Annotated in this window: 13 protein-coding genes; 10 read left to right on the forward strand and 3 right to left on the reverse strand. The window is 64.2% G+C overall.

From position 1 onward, the window contains the following. Window positions 1-211 precede the first annotated feature (211 nt). Complete coding sequence (locus OUZ45_RS19480) at window positions 212-598, forward strand: BlaI/MecI/CopY family transcriptional regulator (protein WP_266171986.1); 387 nt, start codon at window positions 212-214, stop codon at window positions 596-598. Window position 599: 1 nt separating this feature from the next. Continuing rightward, window positions 600-2,492: a M56 family metallopeptidase gene (locus tag OUZ45_RS19485; RefSeq protein ID WP_266171987.1), complete on the forward strand. Its 1,893-nt coding sequence runs from the start codon at window positions 600-602 to the stop codon at window positions 2,490-2,492. Window positions 2,493-2,553: 61 nt separating this feature from the next. Here the strand turns inward: OUZ45_RS19485 and OUZ45_RS19490 are convergent, their stop codons facing one another. After that, complete coding sequence (locus OUZ45_RS19490; RefSeq protein ID WP_266171988.1) at window positions 2,554-4,902, reverse strand: S9 family peptidase; 2,349 nt, start codon at window positions 4,900-4,902, stop codon at window positions 2,554-2,556. Between the two features lie 163 nt (window positions 4,903-5,065). Between OUZ45_RS19490 and OUZ45_RS19495 the strand changes: the two genes are divergently transcribed. Continuing rightward, window positions 5,066-5,461, forward strand: coding sequence for an acyl-CoA thioesterase (locus OUZ45_RS19495; protein WP_266171989.1), 396 nt, complete (start codon window positions 5,066-5,068; stop codon window positions 5,459-5,461). A gap of 196 nt (window positions 5,462-5,657) precedes the next feature. Here OUZ45_RS19495 and OUZ45_RS19500 read toward each other — a convergent pair whose 3' ends face one another. Next, the gene (locus OUZ45_RS19500; protein ID WP_266171990.1) at window positions 5,658-6,560 is read right to left on the reverse strand and encodes a LysR family transcriptional regulator; all 903 of its coding nucleotides are present in this window, start codon (window positions 6,558-6,560) and stop codon (window positions 5,658-5,660) included. Between the two features lie 117 nt (window positions 6,561-6,677). Between OUZ45_RS19500 and OUZ45_RS19505 the strand changes: the two genes are divergently transcribed. The 7 genes from OUZ45_RS19505 to OUZ45_RS19535 all read left to right on the forward strand — a co-directional run bounded on the left by OUZ45_RS19505 (window position 6,678) and on the right by OUZ45_RS19535 (window position 17,377). Continuing rightward, on the forward strand, window positions 6,678-7,670 hold the full coding sequence (locus tag OUZ45_RS19505; protein ID WP_266171991.1) for an aldo/keto reductase: 993 nt from the start codon (window positions 6,678-6,680) through the stop codon (window positions 7,668-7,670). Between the two features lie 222 nt (window positions 7,671-7,892). Then, on the forward strand, window positions 7,893-8,714 hold the full coding sequence (gene queF, locus OUZ45_RS19510; protein ID WP_266171992.1) for an NADPH-dependent 7-cyano-7-deazaguanine reductase QueF: 822 nt from the start codon (window positions 7,893-7,895) through the stop codon (window positions 8,712-8,714). 170 nt (window positions 8,715-8,884) lie between these two features. Continuing rightward, window positions 8,885-9,493: a hypothetical protein gene (locus tag OUZ45_RS19515; protein ID WP_266171993.1), complete on the forward strand. Its 609-nt coding sequence runs from the start codon at window positions 8,885-8,887 to the stop codon at window positions 9,491-9,493. A gap of 464 nt (window positions 9,494-9,957) precedes the next feature. After that, window positions 9,958-10,218 (forward strand): hypothetical protein, encoded by a 261-nt coding sequence (locus OUZ45_RS19520; protein ID WP_266171994.1) that lies wholly within the window; start codon window positions 9,958-9,960, stop codon window positions 10,216-10,218. A 979-nt stretch (window positions 10,219-11,197) separates the two neighbouring features. Further along, window positions 11,198-16,402 (forward strand): hybrid non-ribosomal peptide synthetase/type I polyketide synthase, encoded by a 5,205-nt coding sequence (locus OUZ45_RS19525; RefSeq protein ID WP_266171995.1) that lies wholly within the window; start codon window positions 11,198-11,200, stop codon window positions 16,400-16,402. 166 nt (window positions 16,403-16,568) lie between these two features. After that, window positions 16,569-16,970 carry a type II toxin-antitoxin system RelE/ParE family toxin gene (locus tag OUZ45_RS19530; RefSeq protein ID WP_266171996.1) on the forward strand — a complete coding sequence of 134 codons (402 nt, stop codon included), beginning with the start codon at window positions 16,569-16,571 and terminating at the stop codon, window positions 16,968-16,970. Window positions 16,971-17,029: 59 nt separating this feature from the next. Next, window positions 17,030-17,377 (forward strand): helix-turn-helix domain-containing transcriptional regulator, encoded by a 348-nt coding sequence (locus OUZ45_RS19535; protein ID WP_266171997.1) that lies wholly within the window; start codon window positions 17,030-17,032, stop codon window positions 17,375-17,377. A gap of 114 nt (window positions 17,378-17,491) precedes the next feature. On the opposite strand, the gene OUZ45_RS19540 is transcribed toward OUZ45_RS19535, so the two are convergent. Beyond that, a complete protein-coding gene (locus OUZ45_RS19540; RefSeq protein WP_266171998.1) occupies window positions 17,492-20,569 on the reverse strand; it encodes an efflux RND transporter permease subunit in 3,078 nt (1,025 codons plus the stop codon). Between the last annotated feature and the right edge of the window lie 5 nt (window positions 20,570-20,574).

The following is a 20,574-nucleotide window of genomic DNA, read 5'->3' on the forward strand; positions in this document are numbered from 1 at the left end:
CTTCGCGTCGCAAGCAAGGGGAGGAGCCAAGAGCTCGCGACACCGTGCTCCCTCCCTTGCTTGCGACGCGAAGCTAGTCCCGTGGGACAGGGGAGGGCTGGGGAGGGGTAAGCCCTTGCGACCACGCCACATCCCTTCCACCTGACCTATTGACTACACCTGTAGTCAAGGCGTAGCGTGCCTACACCTGTAGTCACGCGGCGTCACGACCATGTCCAAGCCTTCCATCGGCGACCAGGAACTCGCCCTGCTCCATTACCTGGCGGAACACGAACCCGCCTCCGTGGGCGAAGTCGCCAGCGGCTTCGGTGAGCCGCGCGGCCTGGCGCGCTCCACCGTGCTCACCATGATGGAGCGCCTGCGCAGCAAGAAGTATCTGCGCCGCAGGCAGGCCAACGGCGTTTATCGCTACAGCACCGCTACCGGTCCTGGCGAAGCGATGCGGCAAGCCGTGGACCAGTTCGTGGAGAACACCTTGTCCGGCTCGGTTTCGCCGTTCGTCGCGTGGATGTCCGAGAAGGCCGACGTCAGCGATCACGAACTGGCGGAGCTGCAAGCCCTGGTGAGCCAGCTGCAATCCCGGCGCAAGGAGACATGACATGGATGCGTTTCATGCATTCACCGACCTCGTATTTCCGCGCTTGTTATGGACGTCCATTCAAGCGGCTCTGCTGATCGGCGTGTTGTGGCTGGTCTGCCGCTGGATACCGCGACTGTCGCCGGCCATGCGCAGCATGCTGTGGTGGCTGGTGGGTCTGCAGCTGATGCTCGGTCTGGTGCTCACCAAGCCCCTGGAGCTGCCGCTGCTAGCGCCACCCCAGGATGCACCCGTGTTGTCCACCTCTGATGTGGTGCAGCCGGAGCAGGCGGCCATGCTCCCATCATCCGCGCTGCCGATCGCCACTGCACCGATCGCGCCAGCAACGGATGCCGCGGTCGCCCTGGCCACCACCCCATGGCGGTGGCGCGAAACGCTGGCGGCGCTGTGGTTGATGGGCATGGCGGCGCAGCTGGCGCTCGCCTTGCGCCAGTGGCACGAAACGCGCGACGTGATCCGCCATTCAACACCGCTGCATGACGATGCCTTACACCATCTATGCGTGCAGCAGGCCCGTACGCTCGGCTTGCGGCGCTGCCCAGAGCTGCGCCAGTCCGAGGCCATCGTCTCTCCGCAAGTCACCGGACTCTGGCGTCCACTGATTCTGCTGCCGGCGGATCACACCTTGAGCCCGACCGAGTCGGCGATGGCGCTGGCTCACGAGCTGGCTCACCTGCGTCGCGGCGATCTGTGGCTGGGTTGGGTACCGGCGATCGCGCAGCGCGTGTTCTTTTTCCATCCGCTGGTGGCCTGGGCGATGCGCGAATACGCCTTCCACCGCGAAACCGCTTGCGATGCACAGGTGCTGCAGCAGTCACGAGCCGAACCGCAGGACTACGGCCGCCTGCTGCTGCGTCTCGGCGTGGCCTTTCCCGTGCCCTCCGGCTTGGCCGGAGCCTCCCCCACGTTCCAGAACCTGAAAAGGCGATTGATCATGTTGCAGCAAACCGTCAACGACACGGCGCCGCGCGCGCGCGGCTGGTTGCTCGTCGCTCTCGTCGCACTGATCGGCGTACTGCCCTATCGCGTGACCGCTGGCGATACCGGCGACGCAGAACAAAAGACGGCGACCAGCGAGGCGACGACACTAACGCCGCCTCCGCCTCCACCGCCTCCACCGCCCGCGCCACCCGTTGCTGCACTGCCCACACCACCCGCCCCGCCACCAGCCCCGGTGGCACCACCGGCGCCACCCGAGCCCCCGCGTTACGACCACAGTTTCTCGGCGCACCATGTCGACATCGATACCCATACCGACACCGGCTACGGTTTCGCACTGCTCGATGGCGACTCAGTCACCATCAACGGAACCGACAGCGACCTGGCCGTCGCAAAGGCCCTTCGCCAGAACGGCGAACCCGTGCTGTGGTTTCGCAGAGGCGACAAGGCTTATGTGATTCACGACGCGGCCTATATCCAGCGCGCCAGAGCCGCGTATGCACCGGCGGCTGCACTCGGTAAGGAGCAAGGCAAGCTGGGCGGTCAGCAAGGTCGGCTCGGAGGACAGCAAGGCCAACTGGGGAGTCAGCAAGGTGCGCTCGGCGCACGCCTTGGCGAACTGACGGCGCGGCAGGCACGGCTGGCCAACCAGCAAGCTGAGCTGGAGATGTTGACCAGCCAGGGCAAGCCTACCGCGGAGCTGCAGGCGAAGCAGAAGGCGCTTCAAGCCAGCATGGCCGAACTCGATGCGCAGCAGGAAGCGATCAACCGGCAACAGGAAGCGTTCGACAAGCAACAGGAAGCGCTGGACAAGCAGCAGGCTGAACTCGGTGCGCAGCAGGAGGCACTCGGCAAGCGACAGGAGCAGGCCCTCGACCAAGCAAACCAGCAGATCAAGAAGCTACTGGACGAGGCGCTGGCGAAGGGCATCGCGACACCTGCCGTCAGCCGCTAATGCCATAACTCCCTCTCCCCCGTGCACAAATCGGTGAACGGGGGAGAGGAAGACAAGCCACTCAATCCTTCGGCGGCTTCAACACGTATTCCTTCGGCGGCGTTGCCTCCATCAAATAACGCACGAAGTAATCCCAGCGCTTGCGGGTCATGTAGTAGCTGGCCGTGGCGTAACCATGGCGCGCATTGGGAATGAGCAGCAGATCGAAATCCTTGTTGGCCTTGATCAGCGCATCGACCACCAGCAGCGTCTGATACGGCGGCACGTTGTCGTCCATGGTGCCGTGCGCCAGCAACAGGTGCCCCTTCAACTTGTCGGCATACACCTGGTTGGCCTGATTGTCGTAATTGCTCTTGCCGTCCTTGTCCTTCACCAGCAGACCGTGCCATTTCTCGGCCCAGTCGTCTTCGTAATTGCGGTTGTCGTGGTTGCCGCTTTCGGCGATGCCGACCTTGAAGAAGTCCGGGTACATGAACATCGCACCCACCGTGGCATTGCCGCCGCCGGAATGGCCCCACATGCCGACGCGGTCCATGTCGATCCAGGCATAGCGCTTGCCCAGCTCTTTCAGACCAGCGACCTGGTCGGGCAGCGTGTTGTCGATGATGTTGCCGTAGTACGCGTCATGGAACGCCTTGGAACGCCACGGCGTACCCATGCCGTCGATGGCGACCACGATGAAGCCCAGTTCGGCCAGCGACTGATGGTCGCTGCGCGCCGACGTGAAGCTGCGCGTGCCGACGGAACCGGTCTGCGGACCTGGGTAGACGTAATCGATGATCGGGTATTTCTTGCTCGGATCGAAGTTGGTCGGCTTGAACATCAGGCCGTACAGATCGGTCTTGCCGTCGCGCCCCTTCACCGTGAACGGCTCCGGCGCCTTCCAGCCGGTGGCGAGCAGGCGGCTGATATCGGCCTTGGCGACCTGCGCCACGGTGTGGCCGTCATCCGACGAGCGCAGCACTGTCACCGGCGGCACGGTTGGCGTGGAATACGCATCCACGAATAGACGTCCATCCGGCGATAGCGTCACGGTGTGATCGGAGTCTTCCGGCGTCAGCAGTGCCGGCTTGCCGCCATCCAGGCTCACCTTCCAGAACTGCTGGTAGTAAGGATCGACGCCCTTGGTGCGACCCACGCCGCGGAACCACAGCGTGCGCGTCTTCGCATCGACCTTGAGCACTTCGGTGACATTGCCGTCGCCGGTAGTGATGGCACGCTTGCGCTTGCCGGTATTGAGGTCGTACAGGTACAGGTTGCCCCAGTTGTTGCGCTCGCTGAACCAGATCGCCTCGTGGGTCTCCGGCAGATAGCTCCAGTTGACCTTGCCGTTGCCGCTCTCGTAATACGTCGGCACCTTCTCATCGAACACAGTACGCACTGTGCCGGTCTGCGCATCCGCGATGCGGAACCACGCCTGCTTGTGATCGCGCGACGACGACACGAAAGCCAGTGTCTTGCCGTCAGCCGCCCACTGCACATCGTCCCAGCCGCCGTCGCGGCCGCAGCTCACGTCGTCGCACAGGGTGGAGCGGTGCTGATCGGGCTCCATCTTCAGGCGCACTACGTTCTTGCTCGGCACGTCGATAATCACGCGCTCGATCATGGTGACGTGCTCGTCGCCCACCAGCGGGTACTTCCACTTCTCCAGCTTGGGACGGCCCACGTTGGTGCTGACCAGAAACATATCGCTGGTCTTGCGCTGGTCCTGCTGGAAGGTGGCGATCTGCTTCGAATCCGGCGACCACACCAGGATGGCATTGTCGGAATGCTTCCAGCCGGCGTTGTCGGTGGCGTAGCCGAAATCTTCGATACCGTCGGTGGTGAGCTGGGTTTCCGTGCCGCTGGCGACATCGCGCAGCCACAGGTTCCAGTGGCGGATGAAGGCTTCGGTCTTCTTGTCCGGCGACAGCACACCGGGCTCGTCGCCGCTCTTGGCGTCCGCGTCCTTGGACTTCGCGCCCTTGCCAGCGACACACACGCCTTCGGCATTGAGGTCGCACAGGTAGTGCTTGCCGCGCAGGTTCACGTCGAGCCGGCCATCCGCGGTGGTGCTGAAATCGGTGATGCCGGGCTTCTTGGCGTCCACCGGCTTGCCGATGACCTTGCCCAGCGCCGCGGCGAGCTTGGTTTGGTCAAAGGCCGGCTCGGCGTTGCCGTTGCTGACATCCATGCGCAGGTAGCGATCGCCATTGATGTCGTGATCGCGATACCAAAAGTGGCCGTCATCCAGCCAGGTCACGCTCTGCACCGCGTGATCGACCAGCGGCATGGTGTTGTAGCCGATCAGGCGCTCGGCCTTGGCGTAATCCTCAGCCGTCAGCGTCTTGCTCTGCGCGGCCACGCCGGCCGACAACGTACTCAACACCAGCGCGCCCAGCAGGCGCGACCTGTCCATCTTCAAACCCATGCTCTACTCCCCCTAGAAAAGGCGACACCCACGGAGGCCCGCCGTGGCCTGATACGTCCAAACCCATGGATCGTAGTCCGGAGGTCATGGTCAGACCCCTGCCAGAAGTCCCTGCCTGCGGCAGAATGCCCCCCCACCGTCCCCATCGCCGAGCATCCCCCTCATGAACGATCCGACCCTGCCCTTGCCCGAAGCACGTCTGCTGGAGATGGTCTTCCCCGACCACACCAATCACCTCGGCACGTTGTTCGGCGGACAGGCTCTTGCGTGGATGGACAAAGCCGCCTTCATCGTCGCCTCGCGCCACGCGCGCCGCATCGTCGTCACCGCCCGCTCCGAAGAAGTCAATTTCCGCGTGCCCGTGCGCAAAGGTCAGCTGGTGGAACTGGTCGCACGCATCGTCCAAGTCGGCCGCAGCTCCATGCACGTGGAGGTGGAAATGACCGCCGAAGACCCACTCACCGGCGACCGCCGCATCTGCACCACCGGCCGCTTCGTGATGATTGCTCTCGATTCCAACGGCGCGTCGACCCACGTGCCGGCACTGAACGCTCAGTAGGAGCGCACCCTGTGCGCGACAAACCGGCAGGACTGCCGGTTTGCACGGCGCAAGCCACCCGCAGAGTGAGGGCCAGGGATGGCCCGAATGAAAGCCCTGCGCGAGCAGGGCCGTTGTTTGAAAATGCGCGGTCCTTGCAGACCGTTTCGCGCACAGGGTGCGCTCCTACAGGTGGCGGTGCGGGAATCTCGGCGTTTCATAGGGGAGCGTTCTTCATCACTTCCGCCAGCCAGTCGATGAATACGCGCAGTCGCAACGGTTGCTGGCGCTGGCGCAGGTACACCACGTTCACCGGTAGCACAGGGGGCGGATACGCCGGCAGCAGTTCGCGCAACTCGCCTCGGGCCAGCGCTGCGCCAATGCGATAACGCGGGAACTGCGCTATGCCCAGGCCCGCTTCGCAGCAGGCCAGGTAGGCTTCGACGCCATTTACCGTGACCAGGGACGGCATGGTCACCTCACGCAACTTGCGGCCGACCATGAAATCCAGCGGCGTCGAGCGGCGTGTATTGGGCGAAGCCCAATTCACCGCGAGGTGCCCTTCACTCAGCGCGGCCAGCGTTTCGGGCATGCCATGCTTTTTCACATAGCCCGCGCTCGCCACGGTGACCTGTTCCAGCGTGGCGACGCGTCGGCCGATCATGCTGGAATCGCGCAGTTCGCCGGAACGCAGCACGCAGTCCACGCCCTCCTGCACCAGGTCCACAAAACGGTCGCTGGTGCCTAGGTCGAGTTCCACCTGGGGATAACGGGCAAAGAATGCCGGCAGGCTCGGCACCACCAGATGCCGCGCCATGGTGCCCGGCATATCCACGCGTATGCGCCCTTTCGGCTGCACCGCCGCTTCGCGGAAATTCGCCTCCACCTCGTCGAGGTCGGTCAGCAAACGCACGCAATGACCGTAGTACACCTCGCCATCGCGGGTGGGGTGCACGCTGCGCGTGGTCCGCTGCAGCAGATGCGAACCCAGCCGCGCTTCCAATCGCTTGATGGTATGCGTCAACGTGGCGCGCGGCAGGCTGAGGTCGTCGGCCGCGCGGGTAAAGCTGCCCAGTTCCACGATGCGCGTGAACACTCGCATAGCTTGCAGCTGGTCCATGATGGTTGGCCCGGGATTGTTGGTGATTTTGAAATAGACATGTCGATTATTGATTATTTATCGACAGGCCGTGCAAGCGCAGGATAGGCGCACTTTCCCACCACCCGAGACCCAAACATGCAAACTCGACTGCTTGGCCGGCACGGCCCCAAGGTTTCCGCCCTCGGTTTGGGCTGCATGGGGATGAGCGATTTTTACGGCGTGCCCGACGACGTCGAATCCATCGCCACCATCCACCACGCGCTGGAACGCGGTTTCAACCTGCTCGATACCGCCGACGTGTACGGCCCGCACACCAACGAGATCCTGGTCGGCAAAGCCATTCGCGATCGACGCGATCAGGCCTTCGTCGCCACCAAGTTCGGCTTGGTACGCACACCGGGCGAACCGCAATCGCGCGGCATCAACGGACGCCCGGAGTACGTGCGCGCTTCCGTCGAGGGCAGCCTCAAGCGTCTGGGCGTCGACCATATCGACCTGTACTACCAGCACCGCGTCGATCCGACGGTGCCGATCGAGGAAACCGTCGGCGCCATGGCGGAACTCGTCAGCGCCGGCAAGGTGCGCCACATCGGTCTATGCGAAGTCTCCGCCGCTACGCTCGAGCGAGCGCACGCCGTGCATCCCATCGCCGCCATGCAGACCGAGTTTTCGCTGTGGACGCGCGACCCGCAGGAGACCGATGTGCTCGAAGCCTGCCGTCGCCTCGGCGTGAGTCTGGTCGCCTACTCGCCGCTGGGCCGCGGTTTCCTGACCGGTGCGATCACCAAGCCGGAAGACTTCGAGGCGGACGACTATCGCCGCCACAGCCCCCGCTTCCAGGGCGAGAACTTCCACCGCAATCTGCGCTTGGTCGAACAGGTGAAACAGCTGGCCAGCGACAAGGGCTGCACACCGGCGCAGCTGGCATTGGCCTGGGTGCTGGCACAAGGCGACGACGTGATCGGCATCCCGGGCACCAAGCGTCGCGACCGTCTCGATGAGAATCTCGCCGCGCTGGAGGTGAAGCTCAGCGATGCAGAGCTGACGGCCATCGATGCGATCTTCCCGGCGGATGCGGTGGCAGGTACGCGTTATGCGGAGCACATGATGAAGTTGATCAACGCTTGAGGCGTTGTCGCTAGGGCCCACCCCTCCCCAACCCTCCCCTGTCCCACGGGACTAGCTTCGCGTCGCAAGCAAGGGAGGGAGCAGGTCGTCGCGAGCTTCTAGCTCCTCCCCTTGCTTGCGACGCGAAGCTAGCCCCGTGGGACAGGGGGAGGCTGGGAGGGGGTAAGCCCTAGCGACACCCTCACCCAAACCCACCCCAGCGCATTCCTCTAAAATGCGCCCATGACCACCCCCGAACACTCCCCCCTCGGCAAAAGCACCGTCTACGCCGACCGCTACGACCCCGGCCTGCTGTTTCCCATCCCGCGCAGCATCAAGCGCGAGGAAATCGGCGTTGGCGAACCGCTGCCGTTTTACGGCGTCGACATCTGGAACGCCTACGAACTCTCGTGGCTGGACGCACGCGGCAAGCCGGTGGTGGCGCTGGCCGAATTCCGTGTCCCGGCGACCTCGCCGAACATCATCGAATCGAAGTCGTTCAAGCTGTATCTCAACGGCTTCGCGCAAGAGCGCATCGCGGATGCGTCGGCGCTGATCGACACACTCAGCCGCGACCTGTCCGCCGCGGCTGGCGCCACGATCGACGTGCGGCTGAGCGACACCAGCGCACAAGGCCACGCCATCGTCGATCTGGACGGCCATGTGATCGACACGCTGGATATCGATGTCGACGACTACGGCCCGCCCAAGGCCGACTATCTGCACGCCACCACCAGCGATGTCGTGGAAGAAACCCTGGTATCGAACCTGCTGCGCTCCAACTGCCCGGTGACCGGACAGCCGGATTGGGGCAGCGTGCAGATCCGCTATCGCGGCCCCCGCATCGATCCGGCCGGCCTGCTGCGCTACCTGGTGTCGTTCCGCAATCACAACGAATTCCACGAGCAGTGCGTGGAGCGCATTTTCGTGGACGTCACGGCACGCTGCGCACCGCAACAACTCAGCGTGTACGCGCGCTACACGCGACGCGGCGGTCTGGACATCAACCCGTTCCGCAGCAGCGTGGCCGCGACACCGGGCAATCCGCGAGGAGCGCGCCAGTAACCGCGCGCGTGCTGCCGGCTGAACCTTCGCGAACACCATCGTAAGACGACATCGTCGCTGAACTCATTACTAACCCCAGCTTCATATCGGTGGCACTAGCCTCCCCCCTACTCGGAAGGCGATCGGCCTGGCCCGGTCGCTTGTCACTCATCGACTCGAGGATGCCGCACATGAAACGTTCCATCCGCCACGTCGCCCTCTACAGCGCCACGCTCGCCGGCCTGCTCACGCTCAGCGCCTGCGGCAAACACGAACAGGCGCCACCGGCCAACGCTCCCGCCGCACCGGCCAGCACACCCGCCGCCCAACAGGCGCCAACGCCAGCCCCTGCGCCGGCCAGTACCGCTCCCGCCGCACCAGCCCCCGCCAGCACGACGACGACCAAACCCGCAGGCGCCGGCGCATCGGCGTCAGCCACACCCGCGGCCGTCAACGACAACTTCCACGTCGCCGCCGTCACCCTGGGCAGCAAGGTCGCCAACGACCTCCAGATCAGCGAAGCGAAGAACCGCTTCGCCCCGAACGAGAAAGCCATCTACGCTAGCGTCGCCACCCAGGGCGACACCGCCGGTGCCACCCTCAACGCCACCTGGACCTACCTCGAAGGCCAGGCCCGGCAAATCACCAGCACCAACCAATCCATCGCCACCAACGGCCCCGCCACCACCACCTTCGAAATCCGCAACCCCAACCTGTGGCCAGCCGGCAAATACCAAGTAGTGATCTCACTCGACGGCAAACCCGTAACCACCCAAGACTTCGAAGTCTCCAAGAGCTGAGCCTCGCTCTTGATCCCAGGGCCCCCTGTGTAGCGGTGAGGGCCGGACGAAAAGATCCCGAAGGGGCGCAGGCATTCATGCCTGCGCCCCTTCGACACGACAGGAACGCCGTTTCCCCACGTCATCTAAGAGCAGGCCTGGCCAGATCTCATGGACTCGGAGGCAAAGCCAGAGAGCGTGTAACCGGGGGCCCGGAGATCCAGAGCAAAAGCGAAAAGCCGAACTGGGTCGTCACGCGTGATGGACGATATTCAAGCCACGCCATCTCGACGCGTATCGCGCGTGCAACACCTAGTCGCTTCCGCACACCGAACAGGCCACTTGGTGGGCTCACGTTTGGCCTAGTGCGTTCTTACCAAAGTTGCATCGACACCATGGCATGCGCGGCATAGGCTGAGCTTCCGGCGGAACGGATTATGCGTCCTCATTCGGATTGATCGGATTGAAGGCGAAGAGGCAGTCGGATGCTCTATTTCCTGCCACACCAGACCACGCGCTGGCTTCTTCTGCTCGCCTTTTGCGAGTTGGCGTTGCTGGCCGGCGCGCTGTATCTGGCGACGAATCTGCGCTATTTCCGCTCGCCCCCCGAAAGGGTGCTGACGCTGGGCCTCATCGCGGTGGCGGCCTTTCGCTGGTTGTTGATGCGTCTGATGGAGCTGGATGCGCTGAAGCGGCGGCGGCTGATCTCTGGTGCCGGCGTGCGTCCCGGGCAAGGTGAGTCATGAGCGTGGAGGCGCGATAAGCGAGTAACGAGGGCACAAGCCTGTACGCACACAGCGAGTCCATGTCGCGTAGCTAGGCTCTTGTCGGAGAACCGGCCGAGCACTATTGATTCTGGCGCCCTCGCTACTCGCCTCTCGCGCTTCCTCTCGCCGTGAACGAGCACGCAGCCTCTGCGGCGATCGAAAGGAGTCCCTTTTTTGGGACACGCAAGGAAGGGAGTGCACCACTTCAGGCGCAGCACGACGTTGCTCTTGATCTTCAGCTCCTGGGTCCCCTGTACAGCGGTGAGGGCTGGACGATCAGGCCCCGAAGGGGGCATCGACAGGACGTCGATGCCTTTTCGACACGACAGGGACGTCGTGTCCCCATGTCATCTAAGAGCAGGCCCGGCCAGACCTCACGGACCCGCAGGCGAAGCCGGAGGGAGCGTAACCGGGGTGGCCTCTCTTTTGGTTACTTTTCTCTGGCCAACAGAGAAAAGTGACTCGGACCGCGGCAGCGGTTCGAAAGCCCGCGGCAGGCAAACCAGAACACGCAGTCGCGACAATCGAAGCGCAAAGACACTGGACCCCGGCCTACGCCGGGGTGACGAAGTAGGGAGCGCGGTCGGCAGAAGAAACACCTCCATAGGCAGAAAGAAATAGATCAGACATAGCCGGGATGACGTAAAGGAATCCCACCCCGATTGGCCGACAATCAAACCCAAATCCCTGTCATACCGGCCCGCCGGCATCCATCGATTCAAGCACACCCCCCGTCGAAACCAAGGGTCATCGATTTCGACACGGGCTTATTCCGCCGCATGTGGGGAAGGTGGAAATCATGCACGCCACTTCCGCTGCGCTCATCGATATCGATGAGGGAACCATCTCTCCGTGCCGCATCCGCGCCGTGCGTCCACGCGCGCCACATGACGTCTGCCGTCGCGGCTTGAACCCGTAGCCGAGCCCTTGGCCAACATCGAATGAGCGCGGAATCCCTATGAACGCGAGCATGGCCGAAATCCAGGATGTCGAAACTGCCATGCGTCTGTTTGAGGTGTTGCCGAGTCGGGCTGGGGCTGTCGATGCCGGCTGGACGAAGCGCGACTACCCGCTCACCCATGCGCACGGTTTGCACGCCGGTCAGCTCGGTGCGGCACTCGCGCTGGCCGAATCGCGCCTCACTGGTGCCGATGCCGTGCTGGCGACGCGCGTGGTGCAGGCGCGGTCCACGCAATGCCTGATCAACGTGCCACGCGCAGGTCGCCGCGATGCATGGCAGGCGACCTTTCTAGAGGCCATGCACACCGCTACGGCGTCGCTCTCTCGCAGCGCCTGGGCCGTGGTCGTGGAAGGCGAAGCCGGCCCTGATGAAGCGCGTCCTGATGAAGTCGACCCTGATGACGTCTCGACCTTCAGCCGCTGGCAGCTCGACACCACAGCCCCTGCGCGTCTGCGCGTGACGTTTCGCGCCCCGTTTCATCCCGCGTCGATCGATCTGTTCGCCGCTTGCGTGCTGCGCGCGCTCGCTGCGCTGAGCACGCCCAAAGACATGCTGCTCGCGTCGATCGGGGTGATCGATCCGATCGAGCGCTATTGCTTGCTGCACCGCTGGAACGACACCGCTGTGGAACGGCGCGCCGGCGATACCGTGCACGGGCTGTTCACCGCGTTTGCCCAGCGGCATCTCACCCACACCGCGGTGGAATGGCAGAGCGGCGCGCTTTCCTATGGCGAACTGGAGCTGCGCTCCAACCACGTCGCCGCTGCCCTGATGGCTGCGGGGGTGAGCACCGGTTCACCGGTGGCCCTGCTGCTTGATCGCTCGGCGGATGCCATCGTCGCCATGCTCGGCATTCTCAAGGCGGGTGCCGCCTATCTGCCACTGGACGCCAGCTATCCCGCCGAACGTCTGGCCTTCGCCATCGGCGACGCGCGTGCCGCGCTGGTGATCGCTCACGACGACACGCCCGCCGTGCCGGGCATCGCTGTGCCGATGGTGTCGTTGCAGCAGCTGGAGGCCGACGCGCTGGCCGCCATTCCGCCAGCGCTGAACGGCATGGCGCTCGCCTATGTGATGTACACCTCCGGCTCCACCGGCACGCCCAAGGGCGCCGAGATCACGCATCGCGCGATCATCCGCCTGGTGCGCGACGTGGACTATGTCGACCTCCGCGAACGTCCACGCGTGCTGCACGCCGCGCCGCTCGGCTTCGACGCATCGACGCTGGAGATCTGGGGCGCCCTGCTCAACGGCGGCACCTGCGTGATCCACGACGAACGGATTCCCAGTGGCGGCGGCCTGGCGCGCACCATCGCAGACCACGATGTGCGTATCGCCTGGCTCAGTGCCGCGCTCTTCAATGCCATCGTCGATGACGACGTCAGCAAGCTGCGCGGCCTGCGGCAGTTGCTGATCGGTGGCGAAGCGCTGTCGGTGGCGCATGTGCGCAAGGCGTACGCTGCGCTGCCGGAGGTGAGGATCATCAATGGTTACGGGCCGACCGAATGCACCACGTTCTCGGCCGCGTATCGCATTCCGCGCAAGCTGGATGCGCATTTGCCTTCCATCCCGATCGGCCGCCCCATCGCCGACACCACGCTGCATGTGCTGAATGCGCGCGGCGAACACGTACCGGTGGGCGTGATAGGCGAGCTGTACATCGGCGGTGCGGGACTCGCGCGCGGCTATCTGGGGCGCCCCCAACTGACCCGCGAACGCTTCGTCGTCCCACCCTTCAACTGTCCAAGGTTCGACACCAGCGGTGCGCGCCTGTACCGCACCGGCGACCTGGTGCGCTGGCTGCCCGGAGGCGTGATCGAGTTCATCGGCCGCGCCGATGGGCAGGTGAAGATCCGCGGCTATCGTATCGAGCTCGGCGAAGTCGAGGCCGCGCTGCAGCGCCTGCCCGGCGTACGAGCCAGCGCGGTGCTCGCGCGCCAGGATCGGCCTGACCAGAAACGCCTGGTGGCGTACTACGTGGCGGCGGACGACCGCGTCACTGCCCGGCACTTGCGCGAACAGCTCGCGCAGTCGCTACCGGAGTTCATGGTGCCGGGCATCTATCTGCGCCTGGCCGCGCTGCCGATCACCCCAAACGGCAAGCTCGATCGCCGCGCGCTGCCCGCGCCGGACCACCGCCGCCCGGAGCTCGCGGATGCCTACGTACCCGCCGAGGGTCCGCTGGAGCGGCGCCTGTGCGAACTGTTCGCCGACGTGCTCGGGCTGGGCCAGGTCGGCCGCCACGATCACTTCTTCGACCTGGGCGGCGACTCGCTGCTGGCGGTGAAAGCCGTCGCGCGCATCCATGCCGAACTGTCGGCTCTTCCCACCATCCCCATGTTCTACGGCGAGCCGACACCTGCGGCCCTGGCCGCCTCCATCGAAGGGCGCGCCGAGCGCCGCACTGCGCGCATCGCACGCGGCAAGGGCGGCGACCAGGCGGAGGCGATCGCGATCGTCGCCATGGCTGGACGCTTCCCCGGTGCCGGCGACGTAGAAACGTTCTGGCGCCATCTGTGCGAAGGCCGCGAGACGATTACCTTCTTCAGCGCCGACGCGCTCGACCCGGCCATCCCCGCCGAGGAACGCAACCATCCTGACTATGTCGCCGCACGCGGCGTCATCGATGGCGTGGAGGAGTTCGACGCCGGCTTCTTCGGCATGTCGCCGCGCGAGGCGGAACTGACCGATCCGCAACAGCGGATCTTCCTGGAGCTGTGCTGGGAGTGCATGGAGCGCGGCGGCTACGTGCCGGACGCGCAAACGGTGCCGGTCGGCGTGTTCGGCGGCATGCACAACGCTACCTACTACCAGCGCCACCTCAATGCGCGACCCGATCTGATCGACAAACTGGGCGCGTTCCAGGTGATGCTGGCCAACGAAAAGGATTATCTCGCCACGCACGTGGCGCACAAGCTCAACCTCACCGGGCCGGCGATCAGCATGAACACCGGTTGCTCGACCTCGCTGGTCGCCATCTGCCAGGCCGTCGCCGCGTTACGCGCCGGGCAATGCGGCATGGCATTGGCCGGCGGCTCGTCGGTGAGTTGCCCACCGCGCAGCGGCTATCTGTCCCAGGAAGGCTCGATGCTGTCGCCGGACGGACACACCCGCACGTTCGACGCGGAAGCGCGCGGCACCGTGTTCAGCGACGGCGCCGCGGTGGTGTTGCTGAAGCGTCTGTCTGACGCACAGCGCGATAACGACGCCATCGTCGCGGTGATCCGCGGCGTGGCCATCAACAACGACGGCGGCATCAAGGCGAGCTTCACCGCGCCCAGCAGCGCCGGCCAGGCGGCGGTAGTCGCCATGGCGCTGGACGATGCCGGTGTGAGCGCGCGCTCGATCTCCTATGTGGAAACGCACGGTACGGCCACGCCGCTGGGCGATCCGATCGAGATCGAAGGCCTGACCCTGGCCTTTCGCGAGCACACCGACGACTGCGGTTTCTGCGCCGTAGGATCGGTGAAGAGCAACGTCGGCCATCTGGTGATGGCGGCCGGCGTGGCCGGTGTGATCAAGACCGCGCTGGCCTTGCGCGAGCACACGCTGCCGCCGTCGTTGTACTTGCGAAAGACCAATCCCAAGATCGACTTCGCGCATTCGCCCTTCGTAGTCAACGATTGCCTGCGTGAATGGTCGCCCGACGAAGATCCGTTACGCGCCGGCGTGAGTTCGTTCGGCGTGGGCGGCACCAACGCCCATGTGATCCTGGAGGAACCGCCGCAGCGCACGCCCTCCGATGTCGCCACCGGTGCGCAACTGCTGTTGCTTTCCGCTCGCTCAGCGACGGCGCTTGGCCATGCAGCCGGTCGGCTCGGCGAATACCTCGCCGCACAGCCGAACAGCCAGCTCGGCGATGTCGCCTACACGCTGGCCACCGGACGCAAGGCGTTCGCGCAGCGCACCTATGTCGTGGCCAGCAACCTCGAGGAGGCAACCACACGGCTCGCGGCGATTGATCCCGCTGCTATGCGTACCGCGTCGAACCCAGCCCCTGGCATGGTCTTCCTGTTCCCCGGCCAGGGTTCGCAGTACGCAGGCATGGGCCGCGAACTGCATGCGACGGAGCCCGTGTTCCGCGCCGCGCTCGACGCATGCGCAGAGGCATTGGCGAATGAGCTGGGCTTCGACTTGCGCGACCGCCTGTTCGCCGACGATGCGGATGCCTATGCCGAGGCCCTGGGCGAAACCTCGCTGACCCAGCCCGCCACTTTCGCCGTCGAATACGCCATGGCGCGGCTGTGGATGAGCCTGGGCATCCGCCCGGTGGCGATGATCGGCCATAGTGTCGGCGAGTTCGTCGCGGCGGTGATGGCTGGCGTGATGAGCCTCACCGATGGCGCACGCCTGGTCGCACGCCGAGCCCACCTGATGCAGGCCTTACCCGCCGGCTCGATGTTGTCCGTGCGACTCGATGCGAAGCAACTCGCCGAACGCCTGCCGTCCACCCTGCAAATAGCCGCCGAGAATGCGCCGAACGCGTGTGTGGTGAGCGGCGAAACCGCCATCGTCGGAGCGTTCCGCACGGAGCTGGAAAGCGCCGGCATCGCCAGCCGCCTGCTGCACACCTCGCACGCCTTCCACTCCGCGATGATGGAGCCGGTGCTGGCGCCGTTCCGCGACGAAGTCGCCGGCATCCCGCTGGCGGCACCGAGCATCCCGATCGTCTCGACCGTCACCGGCGCCCTGCTGAGCGATGGCGAGGCGACCTCCATCGATTACTGGACGCGCCAACTGCGCGGCACGGTGCGCTTCTCCACCGCCCTGCTCAGCGTGCTCGAAGGCACGCAGCATGCTTTCCTCGAAGTGGGTCCGCGCATCGCGCTCGCCACCTTGGCGCGGCAACATCCTCAGAGTCGCGGCCGCAACGTGCTGTCCTCCCTGGCCGATACGCCGGAGAACGAACGCGCGGCATGGCTGGATGCCGCCGGGCGGCTTTGGAGCCTGGGTACGCCGCTGGATGTGACCGCGCTCGATCATCGTCAACGCAAGCTGCACGTGCGCCTGCCCACCTACCCGTTCGAGCGCAAACGCTACTGGATCGATGCGCAGACGGCCGTCACTTCAACGGCGCCTGCCGCGCTGGCCACACCGGCAGCCCCCGACATCACTACCACCTTCGTCACACCTTCTGCCCCTGTGGCGGATAGCCCCCTGGAAGCCGCCCTCCCTGGTGCCGGCCGGTTTCGTCACCGCTAGCGACCGGCGAGCGCTGGCCGTGCTGTTCGATGCACTGCGCTATCGCTGAGCGTCGTAGTGGTGCGCGTCGACGAGCATGCTTCCCCATCGGTGCGCTCAGCGCTGACCGCCATCAAAAGTAACACATGTGTTACTGTTACCTCCCTAAGGGTATAGCGAGGGAGCCATGCCGGCAGTTAGGGAATACATCGCAAGGGATGGCCGCAACCACTACGCCGAATGGTTCAACCGTCTGGGAGCGCCAGCCGCCGCGAAAGTGGCCGGCGTGATTGGCCGATTGGCCACCGGCAATACTTCGGGCTTGAAAGGAATCGCCAACGGCCTGGCGGAATGGAAGCTGGATTGGGGCCCAGGCATCCGCGTGTATGTGCATCAGGACGGCAAGGACTTGATCCTTTTGATGGGCGGCAGCGACAAAGGCGACCAACAGACCGAAATCAACGCCGCTGCCGTGCTCGTGCATGAATACAAGGAGCGTAAGAAGGAGGCCGCCAAAGCAGCCAAAATCGCTGTGAAAACCGGCAGCGGCAAGGCTCCCCAGGACAAGACCCGGAAGCGAAGAAAGTAGCGAAACACCTGGCCATGTTTTACCAGCCAGCCACGATTGACGATGATGAGGATGGGGCTATGGCACTGACCGTGGACTACCGCGAGACAATCGCAAACCGTATCAAAAGTGACCCCGAGTTCGCCCGTGCGCTGCTCGATGAAGCCGCAAGCATGATGTTCAACGGTGAGGCAGAAGCAGCCCGCCTGCTGATGCGTGACCTGACCCACGGCTTGGTGGGTTTTGAAGGTCTGGCTAAGGCCACCGGCACACCCAGCAAGTCCTTGCACCGCATGCTGAGCAAGGACGGCAATCCCGGCATGAACGCGCTTAGCGAAATATTTCAACAGCTGACACAGGCGACGCTTCACGCACCGGCAGTAGTGCATGTGGTTCCCGCGCCTACTGATGATTTGATGGTCGCGTGACCTGGGCGCGCGACCACCTTTACTACCCGAGCCGCCGACAATCTTTGCGGCTGCGCTATCGCGGCACCTGACACCGAGTCCGATTGCGCCCCCTTTGCAGGCAGACACGTCAAATCATGCGGCGGCCATCGCTCTACGCATTTGATATAGGCGGATGCGATCGAGAAAGAGATAGATCACTGGGGTGGTATAGAGCGTGAGGATCTGCGATATCAGCAGGCCACCAACGATGGCCACGCCAAGAGGGCGCCGCAATTCCGCGCCTGCTCCCGAACCGAACGCGAGCGGCAGCGCACCCAGCAAGGCCGCCATCGTCGTCATCATGATGGGGCGAAAGCGCAGCAGGCACGCTTCGTAAATAGCTTTCTCGGGCGAGAGTCCGCGCTCCTGCTCCGCCGACAGCGCGAAGTCGACCATCATGATGCCGTTCTTCTTGACGATCCCGATCAGCAGGATCACGCCGATCAGCGCTATCAGGGAGAAGTCGTACCGCAACAGCATCAGCGCACCCAACGCGCCGATACCGGCGGATGGCAGTGTCGACAGAATCGTCAGCGGGTGGATATAGCTCTCGTAGAGAATCCCCAAGACGATGTAGATGGCCAGGAGCGCGGCGGCAATCAACAAGGGTTGATTCGACAGGGACGCCTTGAACGCCTGGGCCGAGCCTTGGAACACGGCCGTCAAACCCGCGGGTTTTCCAAGCTCCGCTCCCTTGACATCGATGGCCGCGATCGCCTCGCTCAACGCGTGGCCTGGAGCAAGATTGAACGACAACGTCACCGCCGGAAACTGGCCGTCGTGGTTGATGGTCAGCGGCGCGGTCGAGCTCTCCAGCCGAATGAACGAGGACAGCGGCACCTGCTTGCCGTTCGACGCCTTCAGATAGAGCTGGCTCAACGCGTTTGCGTCGAGCTGATAACGCGGCCCGACCTCCAGAACCACGCGATAGACGTTGAGCTGCGTGTAGAACGTGGCGACCTGGCGTTGGCCGAACGCGTCGTACAGCGTGTCGTCCACCATTTGCGGTGTGATGCCGAAGCGGCTCATCGTGTCGCGATCGAGCACCGCCGTGAGTCGCGGGGCCACCGGCTCCAGGTCGCCGGCAACATCCTGGATCACCGGAATATCGCCGAGGGCTTTGAGCATAATCGGTGCCCAGTGCCGCAGTTCTTCAAGATTCGTGTCGCGCAGCGTGTATTGAAACTGGGTCTTGCTGGTGCGTGCGCCGATCTGAAGATCCTGCCGTGCCTGCAGGTAAAGCGAAATGCCGGGCAACTTCGCCATTTGCGGCCGCAGGCGTTTGATCACGTCGTAGACGGACGCCGATCGCTTTCCGAAAGGCTTGAGGTCGATCAACACGCGGCCGATGTTCGCCGATGGATCGCCTTCAACCCAGTAATAGACATGCTGAATGTCAGGGTCGCGCTCGATCACGGCGGCGAGCGCGTGCATGCGCTCGACCATGGCGGCATATGAAATGTCCTGCGAAGCTTCCGCAACGCCACCGATCAAGCCGTTGTCCTGCTGTGGGAAGAACCCTTTGGGAATCGCGACATACATCACCACGGTGCCGACAAGCGTCAACCCAGCCACCAGCATGGTCAGCTTCCGGTGCAGCAAGGCCTTGCGCAGGCCGGCGGCGTAGATATCGAGCAAGCGGTTGAATACACGTTCGGCGCCCTCGTGAAAGCGGCCACGGCCGTGTGCGGTTTGCCGGTTGAGGAAACGCGCGCACAGGGTGGGCGTCAGTGTCAACGAGACCAGGCCGGAAATGAGAATGGCGATGCCGGCGGTAACGGCAAATTCGCGAAACAGCCGACCCACCAGGCCGCTCATGAACAACAGCGGGATAAACACGGCCACCAGCGAGACGGTCATCGAGACGATGGTGAAAGCGATCTCTCGCGAACCTTTGATGGCGGCGTCGAAAGGCGATTCGCCGTCTTCGATGTGCCGCAGGATGTTTTCCAGCATCACGATCGCGTCATCGACGACAAAGCCGATCACCACGGTCAGCGCCATCAGCGAGACGTTGTCGAGGCTGTAGCCGAGTACGTCCATCACCGCGATCGTGCCGAGCAACGACAGCGGTATCGTTATGACCGGAATGAGGGTCGCGCGAAAATCCCGCAGGAACGCATAGACAACCAGAACAACCAGAATCACGCTCAGCATCAGCGTGAATTGCAAGTCGACCACCGAGGCGCGAATGGTCTGCGTGCGATCGCCGAGCAGGACCAAATGCATCGATGCGGGAAGATCGTGGGTCAGGCGCGGCAGCTCCGCCTTGACGCGTTCGACGGTCTGGTTGATGTTGAATCCGATCTGCTTGTGCACATCGATCATCACTGCCTGATGTCCGCCGACCCAGGCGCCAGACCGTACATCCTCGGCACTGGCGACCACACTGGCGATATCACGCAACCGCACCGGCGCATCATTACGATAGGCCACCACCAGGGCAGCGTAGCCATCGGCATCGACCACCTGATCGGTCGCATCGAGCGTCACCGCCTGATGTTCGCCATTGAGCGTTCCCTTTGGCGCGTTGGCGGTGGAAGCGGCAATCGCGGCGCGTACATCTTCGAGACTCAGACCCAGCGCGGCGATCGCCTCCGGATTGATGCGAACGCGAACGGCCGGCTTCTGCTGGCCGTGGTAGTCGACCACGCCGACACCTTGGACACGCGCAATTTCGGGCGCGAGATAGTTCTCCACATAGTCGTCGACCTTGCCGAGCGGCATGAGCTCCGAGTAGACCGCGATGGTCATGAGCAAGGCGTCGGCGGGGTTGGCCTTCTCGAAGGTCGGCGGGTGCGGCAGATTCTTCGGCAGATCGCCGGACGCGGCATTGATGGCCGTCTGTACGTCGAGCGCGGCGCTATCGACGTTGCGCGAAAGGTCGAACTGCACCGCAATAGAGCTGGAACCGAGCGAGCTTGTCGACGTCAGCGACGTGACACCCGGCAACACGGCAAGCGCGCGCTCCAGCGGGGCGGTCACCGACGAGGCCATGGTCTCTGCGCTTGCGCCCGGCAGCCCCGCATTGATCGAAATGGTCGGAATATCGACCTGAGGCACCCCGGCGATAGGTAACTGCGTGTAGCCGATGATCCCCAGGAACAACACGCCAAGCATAAGCAAGGAGGTGGCGATCGGCCGCCGTATGAACACCGCTGAAAAATTCATGTCGC

The organism is Dyella subtropica (genome assembly GCF_026283965.1).
GTDB lineage: Bacteria > Pseudomonadota > Gammaproteobacteria > Xanthomonadales > Rhodanobacteraceae > Dyella_D > Dyella_D subtropica.